The sequence below is a fragment of the Amycolatopsis sulphurea genome, from assembly GCF_002564045.1.
GTDB lineage: Bacteria > Actinomycetota > Actinomycetes > Mycobacteriales > Pseudonocardiaceae > Amycolatopsis > Amycolatopsis sulphurea.
In genome coordinates, this window is sequence record NZ_PDJK01000002.1 from 5,127,004 (window position 1) to 5,145,016 (window position 18,013).

Sequence of the window (18,013 nt, forward strand, 5' to 3'; positions counted from 1 at the left end):
GGCGGCGGGTTGGCCCGGCCCGGGAATCGGCTGTACAGAGCCACTTTTCCGGACTCGCGGCGGGTGGCCGGGGCGGCCCGCCCACGGTAGCGGGGGCCGTTGCCGACCCTGATTGTGTCCGGTACCGGGGCCCGCGTACGATACGTGTTAGCGCAGTGGGTCAGCGCTGCCCGGGGCTCTACCAGCCGGGGCCGCGCACCGTCAGCGGGTCATGCCGCGGTCGTTCACTGGTGGAACGTTTGCTCGCCGGACGTTTGAGCAGGGCCGTCGCATGCCTCGTCATCGGGGTTCCGCCGTGCTTCGCCATCCTGGTAGCCGACCGACCACCTACGATACCCATCCCACCGGAGCAACCCGCCTAATGACCACCGACACCGCCACCGCCCCGACCGCACCCAGCGCGCCCCAGCAGGTCGCCATCAACGACATCGGGTCGGAGGAAGACTTCCTCGCGGCGATCGACAAGACGATCAAGTACTTCAACGATGGCGACATCGTCGAGGGCACCATCGTCAAGGTCGACCGCGACGAGGTCCTGCTCGACATCGGGTACAAGACCGAGGGCGTCATCCCCTCGCGTGAGCTGTCCATCAAGCACGATGTCGACCCGGCCGAGGTTGTCACCGTCGGCGATGAGGTCGAAGCCCTGGTCCTCCAGAAGGAGGACAAGGAAGGCCGTCTGATCCTGTCCAAGAAGCGCGCGCAGTACGAGCGCGCCTGGGGCACGATCGAGGAGCTCAAGGAGAAGGACGAGCCCGTCAAGGGCACCGTCATCGAGGTCGTCAAGGGCGGCCTCATCCTGGACATCGGCCTGCGTGGCTTCCTGCCCGCGTCGCTGGTCGAGATGCGCCGCGTGCGCGACCTGCAGCCCTACGTCGGCCGCGAGCTCGAGGCGAAGATCATCGAGCTGGACAAGAACCGCAACAACGTGGTCCTGTCCCGCCGGGCCTACCTGGAGCAGACCCAGTCCGAGGTGCGCAGCGAGTTCCTCAACGCGCTCGCCAAGGGCCAGGTCCGCAAGGGCGTCGTGTCCTCCATCGTCAACTTCGGTGCCTTCGTGGACCTGGGTGGCGTCGACGGCCTGGTGCACGTGTCCGAGCTGTCCTGGAAGCACATCGACCACCCGTCCGAGGTCGTCGAGGTCGGCCAGGAGGTCACCGTCGAGGTGCTGGACGTGGACATGGACCGCGAGCGCGTGTCCCTGTCGCTGAAGGCGACCCAGGAAGACCCGTGGCGCCAGTTCGCTCGCACCCACGCGATCGGCCAGATCGTGCCGGGCAAGGTCACCAAGCTCGTCCCGTTCGGTGCGTTCGTGCGCGTCGAGGAGGGCATCGAGGGCCTGGTGCACATCTCCGAGCTGGCCGAGCGCCACGTGGAGATCCCGGAGCAGGTCGTGCAGGTCAACGGCGACGTCATGGTCAAGGTCATCGACATCGACCTGGAGCGCCGCCGCATCTCGCTGTCGCTGAAGCAAGCGAACGAGGGTGTCACGCCGGACACCGAGTTCGACCCGACCCAGTACGGGATGGCCGCCGAGTACGACAACGAGGGGAATTACATCTACCCCGAGGGCTTCGACCCGGACACCCAGGAGTGGCAGGAAGGCTTCGACAAGCAGCGCGAGGAGTGGGAGCGCCAGTACGCCGAGGCGCACACCCGCTACGAGGCGCACATGACCCAGGTCAAGAAGGCCGCCGAGGCCGACGCCGAGGCTGCTGCCGACGCTGCCACCGGCATCGAGGGCGGGGACCAGAGCTACACCTCCTCCGCTCCCGCCGAGGCGAAGAGCGGCGGCACGCTCGCCAGCGACGAGCAGCTCGCCGCCCTGCGCGAGAAGCTCTCCGGCGGCGCGTGAGCCCGTTCGGCGCCAGCTGATCCACCCCCGTGGCCCCGGTCCCTTGCGGACCGGGGCCACGGGCCCTTTTCCGGGCCTTTCCGGGGTTTGCTGCCGCTCCGGGGGATGGTGCGAGGCTTGCCGCGGTCGTCGGGCCGGGGCTCGGCTGGGTCGCCGTTCGGTTCGGAGCGCCAGGCCCGGACGGCCGGGCTGGGTTTCGGCCACGGAGTGCCGCGGCGGGGCGGCGGTGCTGAGGCTCGGCCGGAGCGGGTGCGGTGTGGGTGTTGGTCAAGATGTCCGGACGTCCGGCTCAGGCGGCACCAGGGCCGCCGTGGGCTCTGCGGGCGGGTGAATATATTGGGCGAAGTGGCTCGGCGTTCGGGTGGACCGGGCCGGGGCCGCAGACGTCGGTCGGCGGCACCGCCGCCCGCCTACGCCTGGCTTTCGTGGGCTGTGAAGGGCCCCTTCACAGACTCAGAGTCCGTGAAGGGGCCCTTCACGGACCTCCGCCAGCGCGGCGGGACGGCGATCTCGGTGAGGCGCATCCGGGGTGGCAGTGAGCGATGAGGTAGCCGCGCCGTGGGCTACTCCAGCGACTCAGTCGACTCAGTTGTGTAAGCCGGCCGGACTTGGGACGGCGCAAGCCGCGACCGGCCCAGCCATGCCCCCAGGACGGCCACGACCCGCCCAGCCCCGGCGGCTCAGTTGCGAAGACCCAGCCCCGTGATCATGGCCAGCACCCCGTGCCGGTACATCCGGCCGTGGGCTTCCGCCGTCGGGTCGAGGAACCAGTCTTCGATGTGGGTCTGGGAGCGGATCGTCAGCTCCACGCTGACCAGGCCGTGCATGGACGTCCAGAGCAGGTAGGCGCAGTCCCGGGCGCTCACGCCGGGTGGGCTGACCCGGCCGATTTTCGTGACGAATTCCACGAAAGTCGTGGCGACCACGCCTGCGCGCAGGGCCGGGTCCGGGTCGTAGTCGTGGATCGAGCGCTCGAACATGAGCCCGTACCGGGCCGGGCTCGCCATTGCGAAGCGGCGGTAGGCCTGTGCGACCTCGAGGACGTCGGCGATCCCGTCGTCGGTCTCCGGCGGGACGGCCCGCAGGTCCTCGCGCAGCAGGTCGAATGCGCGTTCGTACAGCGCGTCCAGCAGTCCGACCCGGCCGCCGAAGCGGGTGTACACCGTGATCGTCGACGCGCCGGCGCGTTCGGCGACGCCGCGGACGGTCAGCCCGGCGACGCCGCGGTCGGTCAGGACCGCCAGGGCCGCGTCGAGGAACCGCCGCCGGTGGTGCTGCTCGGCCGGTTGTGTCGAGAGATGGCGGGTGGCCACGCTCTCCACCCCCTTCACCCGTGCCACGCGGGAAGAGCATCCGCGTCTCGAAGCAGAAGATACGATATCCGTGGCGTCTTGGGAACGTCGGCCAGTGCCTGGATTCCTCCGGCACCGTCCACACGCGACGCCGGGACCCCGGCGCCAGGCCGGAGGGAGCCCCCGCAATGACCCAGCCGGAGCCCGGCACCGTCGTCGTCACCGATGCCGGCAGCGGCCGCTACACACAGCATGTCGGCACCGCGACGCACGAGTTCCTCGCCGACGAGCCGGCTTCCGCCGGTGGCGGCGACGCCGGACCCACCCCGTACGACCTGCTGCTCGCCGCACTGGGCACCTGCACCGCGATGACGGTGCGAATGTACGCCGACCGCAAGGGTATCCCGCTGGTCCGCACCGAGGTCCGGCTCCGGCACGACCGCGTGCACGCCCGCGACTGCGAACGCTGCGAAACCGAGACCGGCATGCTCAGCCGGATCATCCGGGAGATCTCCTTCCTCGGCGACCTGGACTCGGCCCAGCGCGCGAAACTGGCGGAGATAGCGGAGAAATGCCCGGTGCACCGTACGCTGAGCCACGAAATCATGATCGAGACCCACGCGGTGTGACGAGATCAGTCCGAACCGGACGGCCGCCACGGAGGGACGCGGCAGCCGGTTCAGGAGGGGGACACCGCAGGCACCCAGGCGCGCTCCGCGGCGGCGGCCAGTGCGCGGCGGCGGAGCCCGGCCAGGCTGTGCTGGGCCGGGACGAGCAGGGCACTCAGCCATGTACGCCGGTGTTCCGCGAGTGCGTCGGCGACCTGACGGTAGGCACCGCAGTGCACCAGTCCGGGGGTGCCGAGCCGGTGCTTCCCGACGTGCTTGTCCGCCATCCGTTCCTCCGTGTGGGCTGAGTTTCCGCAGCACAAGCTACGCAACCGCGCCCGGAAAACGGCGGAACCTCGCGGCGTGTCACCCGGATCGGTTCCACATTACGGCGGAATGTACTTGCGTTTCCCTCCTGGATGTGCGACCACCCGTGCTGGTGCACGTGCAGCGGGTGCCGGGCCGTTCGCCGCACGGGGTGCGAGGCGCGCTGGTTAGGGTGTGGCTCATGTTGCGAGTGGGCCTGACGGGCGGAATCGGTTCGGGCAAGTCGACGGTGGCGAACCGGCTGGCCGAGCACGGCGCCGTGGTCGTGGACTCGGACCGGATCGCGCGTGCCGTGGTCGAGCCGGGCACGCCGGGGCTTGCCGCGATCGCCGAGGCGTTCGGCACCGGAGTGCTCGCCGCGGACGGGTCGCTGGACCGGGCGGCGCTGGGCGCCCGCGCGTTCGCCGACGAGGAGTCCCGCCAGCGGCTGAACGGGATCCTGCACCCGCTGATCGGGCAGCGCACCGGCGAGCTGATGGCCGAGGCCGCCGCCGACGCGATCGTGGTGCACGACGTGCCGCTGCTGGTGGAGAACGACCTGGCCCCGGCCTACCACCTCGTGGTGGTCGTGGACGCGCCGGTCGAGGTCCGCGTCCGCCGCCTGGTCGAGGCCCGCGGGATGACCGAAGAGGACGCCCGGGCGCGGATCCGCGCGCAGGCGACCGAGGACCAGCGCCGGGCGGTGGCCGACGTATGGCTCGACAACGGCGGCCGGCGCGACGCCGTGCTCGCCGAGGTGGACGAGCTGTGGGCGGACCGGCTCGTGCCCTTCGAGGCGAACCTGCGGCTGCGCAAACCGCGGCCCCCGGCGTCGCCGGTGCTCTCCGCATACGATCCGAGCTGGCCGCTGCAGGCCGAACGCCGGCTCGCCCGGCTGCGTCAGCTCGCCGGGCCGCGCCTGGTCCGCGCCGACCACATCGGATCCACCGCGGTGCCCGGACTGCCCGCGAAGGACGTGCTCGACCTCCAGCTCACAGTGTCCACTTTGGACGACGCGGACGCGCTCGCCGAGGCGCTCGCGGACGCCGGGTTCCCGCAGCGGGAGGGGGAGTGGGTGGACGACCCGCAGGACGGCGGCACGCCGTGGCCCAAGCGGCTGCACGTCGGCGCCGACCCGAAGCGGGCGGTCAACCTGCACGTCCGGTCCGTCGAGACCCCCGGGTGGCGGCTGGCGTTGCTGTTCCGTGACTGGATCCGCGCGCACCCCGGGGAGCGGGAAGACTACGCGGCGGTGAAGCAGCGGCTGGCCGGCGAGCACGCCGGGGACGGCACCGTCCAGTACTACGCCGAGGCGAAGCAGGGCTGGGTCAACGAGGCGTTCACGCGAGCCGAAGCGTGGGCCGCGGACAGCTCATGGAAGCCGTGACGCGGGGCAAGTACGCGGGATCGCCGAAAGACTGGGCCAACGCCGAGCATCTGCTCGCCGAGGCGCAGGAGGGCGTCGAACACGAACGCGCACCGGGCGAGGCCGCGTTCTACAGCCCGAAGATCGACATCCAGTTTGCCGACAGCGCTGGTCGGGAGTGGACCCTGTGCACCGTTCAGGTCGGCTTCCACCAGCCGGCACAATTCGGTCTCCAGTACCTCGGACCGGACGCCCGCGCGCACCGGCCGGTCCTGGTGCACCGCAGTATCCTCGGCAGCCTGGAACGCGTACTGGCCCAGCTCGTCGAGGAGCACGGGGGTGCATTCCCGCTTTTGCTGGCCCCGGTCCAGGTGGTTGTGTTCCTGGTGGGTGACGCCGAATCCCGGCCGACGCGACGCTGGTGCTGTGGTGCCTGGACGCCGGCTGCGTGCCGGGGCCGTGTCCGCCGACCATGGCAGCCTCGCCGCGCGAGTCCGTGCCCACCGGCTCGTGCCGTACCAGGCTGTCCTCGGCGCGAGGGAAGCCGCCTCGGGTTCGATCGCGGTGCGCCTGCGCGACGGGCGGCGGCTGGATCCGTTGTCTGCCGGGGATTTCCTCGCTGCGGTGACCGCGCGGGTGGCGGCTCGCGGCGGGGACCTGTGGCTAGCCGCGGCTGCGTCAAGTGCTGAGCAACCCGCGCCCCAGTGCCACCGCGACTGCTGCGGCCCGGTCTTTCACGCCGAGCTTCGCGTACGCGTGCAGCAAGTGGGTCTTCACCGTGGCCTCGCTGATGAACAGCTGTTTCGCCGCTTCCTTGTTCGTGGAGCCGCGGGAAACCAGGGTGAGTACCTCGATTTCGCGCTGGGACAACGGTTCCTGTGCCGGCGCGCGCAGCTGGCCCATGATCCGGCTGGCCACTGCGGGGGAGAGCACCGACTCACCACGGGCGACTGCGCGCACGGCGCGGAACAGCTCCTCGCGAGGTGCGTCCTTGAGCAGGTAGCCGGTGGCCCCGGCCTCGATCGCGGGCAGCACGTCGGAATCGGTGTCGTACGTGGTCAGCACGAGTACCCGGGCGGGGTTGCCGAGCCGGGCCAGCTCGGTGATCGCGGCGACCCCGTCGGTGCTGGGCATGCGCAGGTCCATCAGCACAACGTCCGGGTGCAGCGCTTGGGCGAGGGTGACCGCCTCGGCGCCGTTCGCGGCTTCGCCCAGCACGTCGAAGCCGTGTTCCCCGGTGAAGATCCCGCGAAGACCGTCGCGGACGATCGGGTGGTCGTCGGCGATGATCAGGGTGACGGTCATCCGGGGGTCTCCTCGTTGTGGGTGCTTCCAGTGTGGCAGCCGGAACGGCGGGCAGGTCGACCGAGATCGCGGTGCCGCCGCCTGGCCCGGCGCCGCACGCCGGTTTCCCTGGCCTGGCGCATCGGCTGTGAAGGGGCCCTTCACGGACTCAGAGTCCGTGAAGGGCCCCTTCACAGCGTTCAGGTAGCGGGTTCACGGCTCCATCCTGTGCTCTGTCCACGGTCGGGGCGATGCCCGGCGCCACCCCCAGCGGCGCCGGGCATCGCCCGCCGCTGTCACGTGGTGAACAGCTTCTGCACCGGCGTACGCGCGAACACCGCCGTGCCCGATTCCGCGGCGGTGCCACGCTGTTTCTCGATGACCGACATCTGCGCCCCCCTTCCCGCCGGCTGCTTCCGAGAATCCCGCGAGAGAGAGGCGGAACGGATCGTCGGAACGGTCGGAGGTGCATCAACCGATCGGTGGATGCGCGAGTGCCGCTCAGCGCTGTTCGGGCACGCGGAAGAACAGCATCGGGTCGTTCCGCCCGGTGTGCACCGGTTCGATCAGGCCCAGTTCCCGGCGGAGTTCGCCGAGCCGAGTGTGGGTGCGCGGGCCCGGGCGCGGGCCGCGGTGAAGTACGCGGTCCCGGCGCGGTCGAGCCAGCACAGTACCTCGACGCCTTCGGTGAACGGCAGCGGGACCGCCCGGTGGAACACGTCGTGCACGCTCACCGGGATGCCCGGCCGCAGCGCCGGGGAGACGTCGGCGAGGTACCAGCGCGCGAAGCGGGCGCGGTGATCGGCGTCGATGAACAGATAGTCCACATCGGACAGCCAGTCGCCGGTGAGGGTTTTCGCGTCGCCCTTGCGGAATTCCCAGCGGCCGTCCGACAGCGACTTCGGCACGGTCTCGGTGGCGCGGTCGATCAGGTCGGCGGTGACCAGCCGTCCGGTCTCGTTGTCGACGAGCGTGTGCAGGAGCCAGCTCGTGGACCAGCCGTGCAGGGAGCCGATCTCCACCACCTTCTCCGGGCGGAAGTGACGCAGCAGCAGGTAGGTGATCTCGGCTTCGACGTCGTCGAGCCGGGTCTTCGTCGACGGGTGGGCACTGCGGTGGGCCTGTTGCGCCTCGCGGGCGGCCCGCAGCGCGTCATGTGCTCACGGTAGAGCCGTTCGACGAAGTCCAGCGTCACCGGCTCGGCGAGACGTTCACGTTCTCGTTCACGTTCATAGTGATCAGATCGTGGCCGGACGGCGGCGCGCGGGTAATGCGGTTGCCCGCCGGACAGGGTGGGATTTCCCCCGGTGGTTCACCGGGTGGGGTGCCGCCGCCAAGTCGTCGTGATGCCCTTCGCGGACAGCCAGCCGGACAGGTCGTAACCATGCGCGGCGATGCCCTCCAACGCGGCGTACGCGGCTTCGAGCGCGTACTCGCCTTCGGCTTGAGGAAGCAGTCCTGCCGCCACTGCGGCGAGCAGCTCGTCACTGTCGATGACCCGGATCGAGACTTTGTCCTTGAGCACCAGATCGAGGTACAGGTCCGTGGCCACCCAGCGCGGCCCGTCGCGGTGTACGCGGACGACGTCCAGATAGAAGTCCTGATCGCGTTCGTGGCCGGGGGAAAACCAGAAGTCGGTGATCCGCAGCCCGAGTCCGGGCAGCAGCCAGGACTCCAGAAAGTGGAACTGCGCGCGCCCGGGGGCGGGCCGGGCCAGGTACAGCCCGAACGGCTCCTCGCGGAACTCCTCCACCTCCCGGCGGATGCCCTTGTTGTCCACGTTCAGGCGGGCGGGCGGGTCGAAGATCTCCACCTTGGGCGGGTGCACGTCGGTCACCCGCTCATCTTGCCCGCTGCCCCACGCGGGGTCACGGAGGCTTCGCCGCAGGTCGGACCGGGTGCACCGGAAATTGTCGGGGGTGGCGCCTACCCTGGGGACGTGGCTTTCGCAACCGAACACCCCGTCCTCGCCCAGTCCGACTTCCGCCCGGTCTCCGAGGTGCCCCGCAGCGGCGGCCGGTTCGAGGTGGTCAGCGAGTACCGGCCGGCCGGCGACCAGCCGGCCGCCATCGACGATCTCGAGCGCCGGATCACCGCGGGAGAGAAGGACGTCGTGCTGCTCGGGGCCACGGGGACCGGCAAATCGGCCACCACCGCGTGGCTGATCGAGCGCGTGCAGCGCCCCACGCTGGTGATGGCGCCGAACAAGACGCTGGCCGCGCAGCTGGCCAACGAGCTGCGCGAGCTGTTCCCGCACAACGCGGTCGAGTACTTCGTCAGCTACTACGACTACTACCAGCCCGAGGCCTACATCGCGCAGACCGACACCTACATCGAGAAGGACTCGTCGATCAACGACGACGTCGAGCGGCTGCGGCATTCGGCCACGATGAACCTGCTGTCCCGGCGGGACGTGATCGTGGTCGCCTCGGTGTCCTGCATCTACGGTCTCGGCACCCCGCAGTCCTACCTCGACCGGTCCACCAAGCTGACGGTCGGCGGCACGGTGGACCGCGACGTGCTGCTGCGCGCCCTGGTCGACGTGCAGTACACGCGCAACGACATCGCGTTCGCGCGCGGCACCTTCCGGGTGCGCGGCGACACCGTGGAGATCATCCCGGCGTACGAGGAGCTGGCCATCCGCGTCGAGCTGTTCGGCGACGAGATCGACAAGCTGTACTACCTGCACCCGCTCACCGGCGACATCGTGCGCGAGGTCGAGGAGGTGCGGATCTTCCCGGCCACGCACTACGTGGCCGGTCCGGAGCGGATGGAGAAGGCGATCCACGGGATCGAGGCCGAGCTGGAGGGGCGGCTGGCCGATCTGGAGAAGCAGGGCAAGCTGCTGGAGGCGCAGCGGCTGCGCATGCGCACCGCCTACGACATCGAGATGATGCGGCAGGTCGGTTTCTGCTCCGGGATCGAGAACTACTCGCGGCACATCGACGGCCGTTCCGCCGGGTCCGCCCCGGCCACCCTGATCGACTACTTCCCGGAGGACTTCCTCCTGGTGATCGACGAATCGCACCAGACCGTGCCGCAGATCGGCGGTATGTACGAGGGCGACATGAGCCGCAAGCGCAACCTGGTCGACTACGGCTTCCGGCTGCCCAGCGCGGTGGACAACCGGCCGCTGACCTGGGAGGAGTTCTCCGACCGGATCGGGCAGACGGTGTACCTCTCGGCCACCCCCGGGCCGTACGAGATGGGGCAGACCGGCGGGGAGTTCGTCGAGCAGGTCATCCGGCCCACCGGCCTGGTCGACCCGAAGGTGGTGGTCAAGCCCACCGAGGGGCAGATCGACGATCTGGTGCACGAGATCCGCGAGCGGGCGGAGAAGGACGAGCGGGTGCTGGTCACCACGCTGACCAAGAAGATGGCCGAGGACCTCACCGACTACCTGCTGGAGCTGGGCATCCGGGTGCGGTACCTGCATTCGGAGGTGGACACCCTGCGCCGGGTCGAGCTGCTGCGGCAGCTGCGGGCCGGGGATTTCGACGTGCTGGTCGGCATCAACCTCCTGCGCGAGGGCCTCGATCTGCCCGAGGTGTCGCTGGTCGCGATCCTCGACGCGGACAAGGAGGGCTTCCTGCGCAGCGGCACCTCGCTGATCCAGACGATCGGCCGCGCGGCCCGGAACGTCTCCGGTGAGGTGCACATGTACGCGGACAAGATCACCGACTCGATGCAGTACGCGATCGAGGAGACCGACCGCCGCCGGGCCAAGCAGGTCGCCTACAACACCGAGCGCGGGCTGGACCCGCAGCCGCTGCGCAAGAAGATCGCGGACATCCTGGACCGCGTCTACAGCGAGGCGGAGGACTCCGCGGAATCGGTCGCGGTCGGCGGTTCCGGCCGCAACGCCTCGCGTGGCAAGAAACCCGAACAGGGCGACCGTGTGCGCAGCTCCGGGGTGCTGACCGAGAAGAACGTCTCGGCCATGCCCCGCGCGGAGCTGGCCGACCTGATCCAGCAGATGACCGACCAGATGATGCAGGCCGCCCGCGACCTGCAGTTCGAGCTGGCTGCCCGGCTCCGCGACGAGGTGTCCGACCTGAAGAAGGAGCTCCGCGGCATGGACGCGGCGGGGATTAAGTAGTTACACCATACCCTGGTACTCTTACACCCATGGCCATGAACATCAAGGACGCCGAGACCGAGCGGCTGGCCGCCGAGGTCGCCCAGTTGACCGGCGCCAGCAAGACCGGCGCCGTCCGCGACTCTCTCCGGTTGCGGAGAGACCAGCTCAGGCAGCGCGAGAACACCGACGAGCGGCTCAAGCGGATGCGCCGTGTGCTGGAAGAGGAGATCTGGCCGTTGATCCCGCCGGAGGAGCTGGGAAAGCCGATCTCCAAGGAAGAGATCGAAGACATCCTCGGGTTCGGGCCGGAGGGCGTGTGATCGTCGACAGTTCCGCCATCGTGGCGATCGTGCTCCGGGAGCCCGGGCACGAATCGCTCGAGGAAAAGCTCGCGGAGGCGGTTGCGCCCCGGATCGGTGCGCCGACTCTCGTGGAGGTCGGCGTGGTCTTGACGGCGAAACTCGGCGGACGGGGCCGGTTGGTGCTTGCCCGGTTCCTCCAGGACAACCACATCACGACGATTCCCTTCACCGAGGAACACAGCGAAGCGGCGATCGACGCGTTCGGCCAGTTCGGAAAGGGGCGGCACCCGGCCAGGCTCAACCTCGGCGACTGCTACTCCTACGCCACCGCCACGATCGCCAGGGAACCGTTGCTTTATATCGGCGACGACTTCCCGCACACCGACCTTCCCCTGGTCGAACTCGGCGAGAGCTGACTCGCCGGGAGTCCGGCCCGGAGCGATCCCGCTACAGCCGGGGCCGCTCCGTCAGCACCTGATCGGTGTCGAAGTCCGGGAAGCCCGAAGGCGCGGTCCCCGCGAACGAGCGGGCCGAAGCGGGCGACTCCGGCAGACCCGCCCAGCGCCGGATCGCCGAAGTGGCTTCCGCGGCCTGCGCGGGCGGCAGCTGCGCGATGGACGACCCGTGGTTACCGCCCGAAACGAAGTAGCGGTGGGAATCCCTGCTCCCGAAGCCGAGCTGGAACGGTTCGGCGCTCCACGGGTCGTTCGAGCCGTACACGAACAGCAACTGCCGTCCCTGCGACTTCACCCAGAAGTCGATGTCCGGCATGGCCAGGTAGTCGAACCGCGGCAGCCGCACCGAGGCGGGCACGAAGGTCCGCGGTGTGTCGGCGCCCGGATAGCGCAGCAGGTCGCGCAGGTAGCTGTCGTACGCCTCGGGGGAGCCGAGCTGCACCGCGGCCTGGTAGTAGTACGGCACGACCGAATCGAGTTCCTGGTCGGAATAGCTGTTGAGGCTCTCCACCTTCTCGAACCAGTTCCACACCGTCGCAGCCGGTGCGCCGGGCTTCGGCACCGATGCGCAGTCCGAGGCCTTCTGGTACTGCCAGAAGCCGAAGTACGAGTCGATCACCGCGATCTCGAGGGACTTGTCGAGCGAGCCCACCGTCTTGAAGGTGTAGCCCTTCTTCGCGGCCGCCGCCTTCGCCAGCTCGCCCAGCTCGTCGCGCCGCTTCAGCGCGTCCCGCTGGAGTGCCTTCAGCGAGGCGCGGCACTCGGGGGTGCCGACGTTCGCGAGGAACCGGTTGTAGTTGTCCACCGGGTCGATGACGTCGTTCGGCGCGACGTAGGGGATCGTGCCGTTGACGTCATCGGGGAAGAACCGGCGGAAGTACGTCGCGGTCATCCCGCCCTTGCTGCCACCGGTCGCCAGCCACCGGCCCCGGTAGATCTTCTTGAGCGCCTGCACCGCATCATGCTCGTCGGCCGCCGCCTGCCAGATGGTGAGATCCCGGGACCAGTCCGCCGGTTCCGGGCGCGACGGGGTGAAATAGCGGTACTCCATGGACAGCTGGTTGCCGTCGACGATCCGGGTCGGCTCGCTGCGATTCGGCGTCTGGGACACGTCGTAGCCGCTGGTGTAGGCCACCGTCGGGGCGGAGGAATCCCGGTGCAGCAAGGTGAACCGCTGCTCGAACGTGCGCCCTTCCGGATGCCGGTGATCGACCGGCTGCGTGAAGGTCAGCTTGAAGAACTGGAATCCCGCGGGTGCGGGGTCCTTCGAGACGACGGTGAGCCGCGGGATCGCCGCCAGCTCGGTGGTGATGTCGCTCGCGCTCGCCGCGGGCGCCGCCGTGACGAGCCCGGCGGTCACGAGGAGAACGGACGAGAAAGTGAGCAGCCTGCGCACGCGGTCCCTTTCGACAGCGGAAGATCAACAGGCCGAGGTTATCGGCTCGCCGACAACGGCCACACCGGCCGAAGGTAGGGACGCGGCGCTCAGCTCCGGTCCATAGAGGACTTGATCACTTCGAGGGTTTTTCCGCGCACCACAGCCGTTCCACCCGGGCGTCGTCGGACACCCGGTTCTCGGCGATCCGTTCGTGATAGGGGCGGCGCAGCTGGGCCTTGGTGTGCGCGAACGCTTCGGCCGGGAGCCCGGCCAGCCGCGTCGCCAGCTCCACGGCCCGGAACCTCAGCTCCTCGGCGGGCGCGACCTCGTCCACCAGCCCCCGCGCCAGCGCGTCCGCGATGGTCAGGGCCGCGCCGCTGTAGGCGAGTGCGGGCAACGGGGTCGTGCCGTAGGCGCACCGCAGGATTTCCAGCGCAGCCAACGGAAACGGCACCCCGCGGTGCAGCTCCGGCATACCGAGCCGGCCCTCGCCGTCAGCGGCCACCCGGTGGTCGCACGCGGCGGCGAGCACCAGCCCGAAGCCCGTCGCGTGCCCGTTGACCGCGGCCACCACCGGACGCGGGAAACCGAAGACGGCCAGCAGCGCGTCCGACAGCTCGGACAGGAACTCCTCGATGCGGCGTGCTCCGCCTTCGACGATCCTGGCGAGGTCGGCGCCGGGGGAGAAGGTGTCCCCGGTGCCGGTCAGCACGACGGCGCGGGACTCCGCCGCGTCCGCCTCCTCAAGGCCGAGCACGAGCTGGCGGCAGGTCGCGGTGTCCAGGCCCTGCTCCATCTTCACCAGGGCGATGCCCTCGGCGCCTGCGGAGAGTTCCAGTCGGATCGTCACGCGCAGCACCGTACCGCCGTCCGGCCCGGTTCGTCGGGTGAGGACTCAGCTGGTGATGTCCTTGCGGGCGAACCGGCGCCCGGCCAGCAGCAGGAACACCGTCGCGTAGACCAGGGCCGAAAGCACCCCGCGGACGAGGTTGTTCCAGTCGATGTCGGTGGAGATCAGGTCGATCCAGGCGAACGAGTAGTGCGTGGGCAGGTAGTTCCGCAGGTCGCCCAGCGCGGTGATCTGGTCGAGGATCTGCGACAGGATCGCCACCAGCACCGTGCCGCCGACCGCGCCCAGCGGCGCCTCGGTGGACACGCTCAGCAGCAGCCCCAGCCCGGCCACCCAGGCCAGCTGGATCACGATGTACCCGATGGACAGCAGCAGCGCGAGCAGACTGTCGCCGAAGGCGATCGCGTCGCCGGTCGGGCTGATCGCGTCGCCCGAACCGTAGAAGATCACGCCGACCAGCAACGACATCAGCGGCAGCAGCACCAGCGCGCCGATCGAGAGCAGCCCGGACACCACGGCCTTCTGCCGCAGCAGCCGGTGCCGCGGCACCGGGATCGCCAGCAGGTATTTCAGGCTCGACCACGAGGATTCGCTGGCGATCGTGTCCCCGAAGAACAGCGCCACGATCATCGGCAGCAGAAAGGTCCCGGACACGAACAGCGCGAGTACCACGAAGTTCGGCGCACTCGCGGTGGCCAGGTCCACGAACCCGCCGGAGCGCCGGTTCGGGCTGGCCTGCCCGATCTCGAAGGCCAGCACCAGGATGAACGGCAGCACCGCGACGAACGCGAGTACCAGCTGAGTCCGGCGTCGGCGCAGCTGCCGCCTCAGCTCCACGCCCAGCCGTAGCGTGCGCGCGGCCCGGTACCCAGCCACCGCGCCGTCGGGGCCGATCTCCGCCGGCTCCGCGGTGGCCAGGTCGCTCAGCTCCTGCAACGCCGCGGGGTCGGTGTGCACCCCGCTGGCACCGTCGGTGGTGTTCATGCGACCTCCACAGGAGTGGTGTTCATGCGTCGCCGGTGGGCGCCGATGGTGGACAAAGCGCCGTCTTCGCAGGCGGAGATACCTCGCCGGGTGCTCATCAATCGTCTCCCACCAGCTGCAGGAACGCGTCTTCCAGCCGTCGCCGCGGCCCCGCCTGTGCCACGGCGACGCCCGCGCGGACCAGCGTGGCCACCGCCTCAGCCCGCGGGAGCCCGCCGAGGTTCGCGTGTACCAGGTCGTCCTCGGTCTCGAGGTCCGAGACGCCGCCGATTCCCTTCAGCGCGGCCGCGGCGGCCGCCGGGTCGTCCACCCGGAAGGTCGCCTCCCCGCTCGCCGCGGCCAGCTCGCCGACCTCCCCGGCGGCAACGAGCGTGCCGCGGTGCATGACCACCACGTGCGTGCAGGTCTGCTCGACCTCGGCCAGCAGGTGGCTGGACACCACGACGGTGCGCCCGGTCGCGGCGTAGCGCTGCAGCACCTCGCGCATCTGGTGGATCTGCGGCGGGTCGAGCCCGTTGGTCGGTTCGTCGAGCACCATCAGCTCCGGCAGGCCGAGCATCGCCTGCGCGATCGCCAGCCGCTGCCGCATGCCCTGGCTGTAGGTCTTGACCCGCCGGTGCACCGCGTCGCCCAGCCCGGCGATCTCCAGCGCCTCGGTGAAGTGCGCCTTCTCCGCGGGCCGCCCGGTGGCCGCCCAGTACAGCTCCAGATTCGCCTGGCCGGACAGATGCGGCAGGAACCCGGAACCCTCCACGAACGACCCGATCCGCGACAGCACCGGCGCCCCCGGCGTGATCCGGTGGCCGAACACCCGGATCTCACCCGCGGTGGGCGTGATCAGGCCCATCAGCATGCGCAGCGTCGTCGTCTTGCCCGCGCCGTTCGGCCCGAGCAGGCCGAGCACCTGGCCGGGCTCCACCCGGAAGGACAGGTCCCGCACCGCGACGAACCCGCCGCCGTAGTGCTTGCGCAGCCCGGAGATCACCAGCGGCGTCGAGGCCAGCTCCGGGTCGACGTCGTGCGCCCGGCGGCGCCGGAGGGCGACCACGGTCAGCACGGCCGCACCGGCCAGCAGGGTCCCGCCGATGCCGATCAGCTGCCCGGTGGGCAAGGCCGCCCCGGCCGAAGTGCCCGGCACGACCGGGACCTGCAGCGCGCTCCCGGACGCGAGGCCGATGCGGAACACCCCCGGCTGTGGCGGGACCGAATAGGACTGGTCGGTGGTGCCGACCACCAGCCGCAGCGAGTGCCCGGTCTCGACCGGCCGCACGATGCCCGGCAGGGTCACCGTGACCTCCACGGGGGTGCCGTCCGCGGGCAGCCCGGTCACCCGGAACGGGGCCACCGCGTTCGCGGGCAGCGCTCGGTTGCCGTCTTGGCCGACGTCGTAGAGCTTCGCGAACAGCACCGCTTCCGGCAGCGGGTGCGCCGGGTCGGTGGCGACCTGCAGCCGCACCGTGCTCGCCCCGGCCACGACGACCTGCCGGTCGAACGGCTGGGTGCCGAACTGCGCGCCCTGCCCCGGCGGATCCGTCCCGAACAGCTGCGACAGCCGTGACGACGAACTGGAGGCGAGCCCGTTGAGCCCGGGGATTCCGCTCACCGCGGCCGGATTCGCCCCGGCAGGCCGCACGGCCTGCTGCGCGGGACCAGTGAGCGTCAGCTGCTGCCGTTCGGTGTTCCCACCGGCGAGCCCTGGGTAGGCGTCCGCGGAGACCGTCCGCACGGACGGGGTCCCATTGGCGCGCAACGTGCCCTGCACGTCGTAGCTGAAGCCGTGGCCGGGATCGCCGTCGCCGGTGAGCGCGGACCACAGGAAGTCGCCGATCTTCCCGCGCAGCTGCGGGCCAGGCGTGCCGCCGTCGTGCCCACCGGCGTACCAGATCGTGCGGACCGAGCCGCCCGCCGCGGTGATCTGCCGCGCCGTCGCGTCGGACTGGTCGAGGCCGAACAGCGTGTCGTTCTCGCCCTGCACGAGCAGTGTCGGCACGGTGATCCGGTTCGTGACCGACGCGGGGGAGATCCGGCGCAGCAGGGCTGTGGTCTGGGCGCTCGCCTTTCCCGTGGTGGAAAGCTCGGTGTAGGCCTGGCAGACCGCAGCGGTGAACCGGCCGCACGGGTCCGCGGCCGGCTGCTGCGCGCGGCCCGATGGACCGGCCGCCTGGGGCGAGGTGCCGCTGCCGCCTGCCGTGCCCCCGTTGTCGCTGCTTTTCTGTCCGGCCTCGGGGGCTACGGCCGACGGCGCGCCGCCCGTGGCTCCCGAGCCAGCCGAGAAGAGGATGCCTGCCCAGCTCTTCTTGAAGACACCGTCCTGGGCGAACGCACCGGCCGCCGGAGTCTTCGCCGTTGCCGTCCGCGCGGCCGTGTTCGGCACGAGACCCTGCGCGAGGTCGTTGTAGGTGATCACCGGGGCGACCGCGCGCACCCGGTGGTCGGTGCCGGCCAGCAGCAGCGACAACGCCCCGCCGTAGGAAGCGCCCGTGACCGCAAGCTCGGGCGCGCCACCGGGACCGGTGGCGACGTCGTGCCCGGACAGCAGCCGGTCGATCAGCCGGCTCGCGTCGGCCACCTCGCCGTCCGGATCGTTCAGCCCGATCTGGCCGGTGCTGCGGCCGAACCCGCGTGCCGACCAGGTGAGCACGAGGAACCCGCGCTGAGCCAGCTCTTCGGCCTGTGCGCCCACGTCCGTCTTGTCCGCGCCGAACCCGTGCGTGAGCAGCACGGCGGGCGCGGGGGTGTGCTCGGGGTAGTAGGTCGTGGTGTCGATGCGGACCTGCTCGGCGGAGCCGGGCGCGGCCGGCACCGCGACGAAGGCGTCCTGGGTCCGGATCGCAGGCCGCCCGGAGCCACTGGCGGTCCAGACCACTGCGGCTGCGGCGATCACCACCACCGCGGCCAGCGCGAGGAGCCGGGTGGTGCGCGTGCGGGGGAGTGGGAATCGGGGCACGTGCCGACGTTAGGCGAGCTTTCCTGAGAATGCCGCCCCGGCTTTACGCGGATCAGACACCGTGCTCACTCGTTCGCGTGGTCAGTGAGGTGGCTAACACGGCCGTCCCGGTGATGCGGGCTACCCCCGCTGGCATTCGCCGCCGGTAACCGGCAAACTGGACGCGCTGTGAGGGGAGTATTCCTTCGCGGCGGTGTCGTCAGCACGGCGGCCGGTCCCTTCCGCTTGCGGTGAGGTTCGGCCCCCGGCACCGTCGGCCGCGCGTCCGCGTGGCGGGAGAGACCTCCGGTTAGTTGCTGCTGCGC

At 70.4% G+C, this 18,013-nt stretch carries 16 protein-coding genes; 7 read left to right on the forward strand and 9 right to left on the reverse strand.

Going from position 1 to position 18,013, the window contains the following annotated elements:
• Positions 1-361 precede the first annotated feature (361 nt).
• Positions 362-1,855 (forward strand): 30S ribosomal protein S1, encoded by a 1,494-nt coding sequence (gene rpsA, locus ATK36_RS29445; RefSeq protein ID WP_098514428.1) that lies wholly within the window; start codon positions 362-364, stop codon positions 1,853-1,855.
• A 680-nt stretch (positions 1,856-2,535) separates the two neighbouring features.
• Here rpsA and ATK36_RS29450 read toward each other — a convergent pair.
• A complete protein-coding gene (locus tag ATK36_RS29450; protein WP_245915297.1) occupies positions 2,536-3,195 on the reverse strand; it encodes a TetR/AcrR family transcriptional regulator in 660 nt (219 codons plus the stop codon).
• Between the two features lie 140 nt (positions 3,196-3,335).
• Between ATK36_RS29450 and ATK36_RS29455 the strand changes: the two genes are divergently transcribed.
• Entirely contained in the window at positions 3,336-3,776 is a 441-nt protein-coding gene (locus ATK36_RS29455; protein ID WP_098514429.1) for an OsmC family protein, read from the forward strand.
• 50 nt (positions 3,777-3,826) lie between these two features.
• Here the strand turns inward: ATK36_RS29455 and ATK36_RS29460 are convergent, their stop codons facing one another.
• Positions 3,827-4,042 carry a hypothetical protein gene (locus tag ATK36_RS29460; RefSeq protein ID WP_098514430.1) on the reverse strand — a complete coding sequence of 72 codons (216 nt, stop codon included), beginning with the start codon at positions 4,040-4,042 and terminating at the stop codon, positions 3,827-3,829.
• Between the two features lie 221 nt (positions 4,043-4,263).
• On the opposite strand from ATK36_RS29460, the gene coaE reads away from it, so the two are divergent.
• Together coaE and ATK36_RS34510 are read left to right on the forward strand one after the other, a co-directional pair.
• Positions 4,264-5,448, forward strand: coding sequence for a dephospho-CoA kinase (coaE, locus tag ATK36_RS29465; RefSeq protein WP_098515274.1), 1,185 nt, complete (start codon positions 4,264-4,266; stop codon positions 5,446-5,448).
• Positions 5,436-6,116 (forward strand): aminoacyl--tRNA ligase-related protein, encoded by a 681-nt coding sequence (locus ATK36_RS34510; RefSeq protein ID WP_342752074.1) that lies wholly within the window; start codon positions 5,436-5,438, stop codon positions 6,114-6,116. Before coaE ends, ATK36_RS34510 begins: the two co-directional genes overlap by 13 nt.
• Here the strand turns inward: ATK36_RS34510 and ATK36_RS29470 are convergent.
• The 3 genes from ATK36_RS29470 to ATK36_RS29480 form a co-directional block, all read right to left on the reverse strand.
• A complete protein-coding gene (locus tag ATK36_RS29470; protein ID WP_098514431.1) occupies positions 6,106-6,732 on the reverse strand; it encodes a response regulator in 627 nt (208 codons plus the stop codon). The genes ATK36_RS34510 and ATK36_RS29470 overlap by 11 nt on opposite strands.
• A 545-nt stretch (positions 6,733-7,277) precedes the next feature.
• The gene (locus tag ATK36_RS34045) at positions 7,278-7,733 is read right to left on the reverse strand and encodes a class I SAM-dependent methyltransferase (protein ID WP_245915298.1); all 456 of its coding nucleotides are present in this window, start codon (positions 7,731-7,733) and stop codon (positions 7,278-7,280) included.
• Positions 7,734-8,023: 290 nt separating this feature from the next.
• Positions 8,024-8,548, reverse strand: coding sequence for a DUF402 domain-containing protein (locus ATK36_RS29480; RefSeq protein ID WP_098514432.1), 525 nt, complete (start codon positions 8,546-8,548; stop codon positions 8,024-8,026).
• A gap of 102 nt (positions 8,549-8,650) precedes the next feature.
• Here ATK36_RS29480 and uvrB point away from each other — a divergent pair, with 102 nt between their 5' ends.
• Genes uvrB through ATK36_RS29495 form a run of 3 tightly spaced genes read left to right on the forward strand, consistent with a single transcriptional unit; the run spans position 8,651 to position 11,510 of the window.
• Positions 8,651-10,810 carry an excinuclease ABC subunit UvrB gene (uvrB, locus tag ATK36_RS29485; protein ID WP_098514433.1) on the forward strand — a complete coding sequence of 720 codons (2,160 nt, stop codon included), beginning with the start codon at positions 8,651-8,653 and terminating at the stop codon, positions 10,808-10,810.
• 29 nt (positions 10,811-10,839) lie between these two features.
• Complete coding sequence (locus ATK36_RS29490; protein ID WP_098514434.1) at positions 10,840-11,112, forward strand: type II toxin-antitoxin system VapB family antitoxin; 273 nt, start codon at positions 10,840-10,842, stop codon at positions 11,110-11,112.
• Positions 11,109-11,510: a type II toxin-antitoxin system VapC family toxin gene (locus ATK36_RS29495; RefSeq protein ID WP_098514435.1), complete on the forward strand. Its 402-nt coding sequence runs from the start codon at positions 11,109-11,111 to the stop codon at positions 11,508-11,510. The genes ATK36_RS29490 and ATK36_RS29495 overlap by 4 nt, the downstream gene beginning before the upstream one ends.
• A 31-nt stretch (positions 11,511-11,541) precedes the next feature.
• Here ATK36_RS29495 and ATK36_RS29500 read toward each other — a convergent pair whose 3' ends face one another.
• The 4 genes from ATK36_RS29500 to ATK36_RS29515 form a co-directional block, all read right to left on the reverse strand.
• Complete coding sequence (locus ATK36_RS29500) at positions 11,542-12,945, reverse strand: S28 family serine protease (RefSeq protein ID WP_098514436.1); 1,404 nt, start codon at positions 12,943-12,945, stop codon at positions 11,542-11,544.
• A gap of 115 nt (positions 12,946-13,060) precedes the next feature.
• On the reverse strand, positions 13,061-13,777 hold the full coding sequence (locus ATK36_RS29505) for an enoyl-CoA hydratase/isomerase family protein (RefSeq protein WP_245915299.1): 717 nt from the start codon (positions 13,775-13,777) through the stop codon (positions 13,061-13,063).
• A gap of 45 nt (positions 13,778-13,822) precedes the next feature.
• Entirely contained in the window at positions 13,823-14,761 is a 939-nt protein-coding gene (locus ATK36_RS29510) for an ABC transporter permease (RefSeq protein ID WP_098514437.1), read from the reverse strand.
• Positions 14,762-14,858: 97 nt separating this feature from the next.
• Positions 14,859-17,708, reverse strand: coding sequence for an alpha/beta fold hydrolase (locus ATK36_RS29515; RefSeq protein WP_098514438.1), 2,850 nt, complete (start codon positions 17,706-17,708; stop codon positions 14,859-14,861).
• Positions 17,709-18,013 lie beyond the last annotated feature (305 nt).

What these genes read in the sequence shown, in the direction of transcription:
- rpsA (WP_098514428.1), top strand. Translation starts at nt 362, where the DNA reads ATGACCACCGACACCGCCACCGCCCCGACCGCACCCAGCGCGCCCCAG.
- ATK36_RS29455 (WP_098514429.1), top strand. Translation starts at nt 3,336, where the DNA reads ATGACCCAGCCGGAGCCCGGCACCGTCGTCGTCACCGATGCCGGCAGC.
- ATK36_RS29460 (WP_098514430.1), bottom strand. Translation starts at nt 4,042, where the DNA reads ATGGCGGACAAGCACGTCGGGAAGCACCGGCTCGGCACCCCCGGACTG.
- coaE (WP_098515274.1), top strand. Translation starts at nt 4,264, where the DNA reads ATGTTGCGAGTGGGCCTGACGGGCGGAATCGGTTCGGGCAAGTCGACG.
- ATK36_RS34510 (WP_342752074.1), top strand. Translation starts at nt 5,436, where the DNA reads ATGGAAGCCGTGACGCGGGGCAAGTACGCGGGATCGCCGAAAGACTGG.
- ATK36_RS29470 (WP_098514431.1), bottom strand. Translation starts at nt 6,732, where the DNA reads ATGACCGTCACCCTGATCATCGCCGACGACCACCCGATCGTCCGCGAC.
- ATK36_RS29490 (WP_098514434.1), top strand. Translation starts at nt 10,840, where the DNA reads ATGGCCATGAACATCAAGGACGCCGAGACCGAGCGGCTGGCCGCCGAG.
- ATK36_RS29510 (WP_098514437.1), bottom strand. Translation starts at nt 14,761, where the DNA reads ATGAACACCACCGACGGTGCCAGCGGGGTGCACACCGACCCCGCGGCG.